Genomic DNA, 560 nt, shown 5'->3' with positions numbered 1-560 from the left:
GTATGGGTGCTGCAGTCGCTTGTCTCGAATGCGATCAAAGAGGGCGAGGGTTCCCGCGACTTAGCGAAGATTGCCAACGCTTGCACAAGTGCCGGGCTTGTTGACGATCTGAGCCAGCATGTCGAGGATGAGGCAGGTCATTGCCGAATGTACCTTCGTCTCGCCGATCTGGTATTTCCAGACGCATTGCCAGATAATGTGCGCGGGGCCGTTGAGACCCAGTTTCCCCCCATGCAGCACAGCCAGGTCGAGGCCGCTAGCCTCGAAACCTGGAGGGTGCTCGACTATTTGATTCAGGTGAACCTCGGTGAGGTGAGGACCCGCATTCACCAGAAGTTGTTGGAGCCCGTGCTCGAGGCATATTGCCCGCACCGTAACCTAGACATGCTGGGTCGAACGCTATGCAAGTTAAGTGGCGACGAGTGTAGCCACATCCGCTACACTGCAAGACGCATCGGAGAACTGTCCAAAGAATTTGCCTCGACTCGGGTTGAAGAACTCTTTTGGCAGAGATTGCTACAGTTCACCGCATACACAGAGCGCGAATTGGGTAGCCAGAG

1 protein-coding gene is annotated in these 560 nt (G+C 55.7%); it reads left to right on the top strand.

Annotated elements, in window-relative coordinates; all coding sequences use genetic code 11:
- Positions 1–560 (top strand): hypothetical protein (locus EOA29_RS41945; RefSeq protein ID WP_189479184.1); only part of this gene is annotated, 560 nt, incomplete at both ends.

The organism is Mesorhizobium sp. M1E.F.Ca.ET.063.01.1.1 (assembly GCF_003998155.1).
Lineage (GTDB): Bacteria > Pseudomonadota > Alphaproteobacteria > Rhizobiales > Rhizobiaceae > Mesorhizobium.
This window is presented reverse-complemented; position numbering and strand designations above follow the sequence as displayed.